The organism is Micromonospora sp. NPDC051296, assembly GCF_040682255.1.
In the GTDB taxonomy this organism is placed as follows: domain Bacteria; phylum Actinomycetota; class Actinomycetes; order Mycobacteriales; family Micromonosporaceae; genus Micromonospora; species Micromonospora craterilacus.
Map to the genome: position 1 here is coordinate 1 of NZ_JBFBAO010000670.1, position 1,260 is coordinate 1,260.

The 1,260-nt window shown below is 70.6% G+C and carries 1 protein-coding gene; it reads right to left on the reverse strand.

Annotated features, from left to right (window positions below; translation table 11 throughout):
• Positions 1 to 150: 150 nt before the first annotated feature.
• Positions 151 to 1,260: IS1380 family transposase (locus AB0M52_RS34005; RefSeq protein ID WP_363962006.1), on the reverse strand; the 1,110-nt coding region annotated here is incomplete at its 5' end.

A 1,260-nucleotide genomic window follows, 5' to 3' on the forward strand; every position in this document is an offset into this window, starting at 1 on the left:
GTTAGCCTCGGTCTTTCGTTAGCTGTTGATCAAGGGCTTTTGACGGCCTGTTGATCTTTTTCAGCGGGTCGTCCAGGACGTGGGCGTGGTGATGGCCCGGCGCGTGGGCCGGGGTCCTCCAGGGCGTTTGTCGGGTCGGGCGGGGCGTGTTCAGGTGAGCGGGCGGGGCAGCGCGGTGAGGCGAGCGAATGCGGTGACGAGTTGCTCGGTCCAGGGCCAGGCTTCGGCGATGCGCAGCCGGGTGCGGCGGGCTGAGCGGGTGAGCCGGGCGGGGACGTGGAGCAGCCGGTAGCGCAGTTTCTTCGGTTCGGCGGTGGCGAGGTCGCCGTCGAGGAGGAGTTGCTGGGTCCAGGCGAGCAGGTCGATGCCGGTGAGTGCGAGTTCCAGCCAGGCGGCGTTGATGGCGAACACGCGGGAGGGGAAGCGGCCGAAGCCGGTGTCCTTGCCGGTGCGGATGCGGTCCTCGACGCGGGCGTGGCCGCGGTGGCGGGCCTCCAGGTGCTGGATCGACCTTTCGCCGGGTGGGGTGTCGGTGGCCATCACCTGGTGGCGCCAGCCTTCGATGGTGTCGAACAGCGTCAGTTGCGCGCCGGGGTGGGGTCGTTCCCGGCGCACGATGAACCGGGTCCCGGCCGGGTAGCCATCGGCCGGGACGAGGCCGGTGATTTCGCAGATCTCGGCGCCGTCGCGGAGGTTGCCGTCGGCGTCGAGGGCGCCGATCCAGCCGGTGGCGTGGCGGATCGCCTCGCGGATCGGTTCGGTGATCGCCACGCCCACACTGAAGAAGGTGTTGATGCCGTGCTCGCGCAGGCTGCGGATGTGGGCCAGGAACCCGTGGGTGCAGCCGGCCGAGTCCGACCGGATGAGGATGTCGGTGCCGTAGCGGTGCGCGTCCGGGATCTGCGCGAGGGCCTGGTCCAGGACGGTGATGTGGTCGGCGGTGGTGTTGGAGCCGGCCCGGCCGGCCCGCAGCAGCCCGGACAGCGCTTCACGGGTGTTGTCCAGGAAGCAGAACAGCGGGTGGTAGCCGAACGTCTTCTTCCACGTCCGGGTCGCTGACTCCTTCTCCGAGTGGCAGATCACGATGGAGGCGTCCAGGTCCAGGACCAGGCCGGGCACCGCCTGCCCGGCCACTACCACGGCGGGCAGGCCACCACGGGTCTCGGCCGTCTGCGCCCACGCCACCTCCCGCGCCTGCGCTCTGGCCGCGCGCAGGCCCGCCAGCGCATCAGCGTCCACAGCCGACAGCAAACGCCAGGC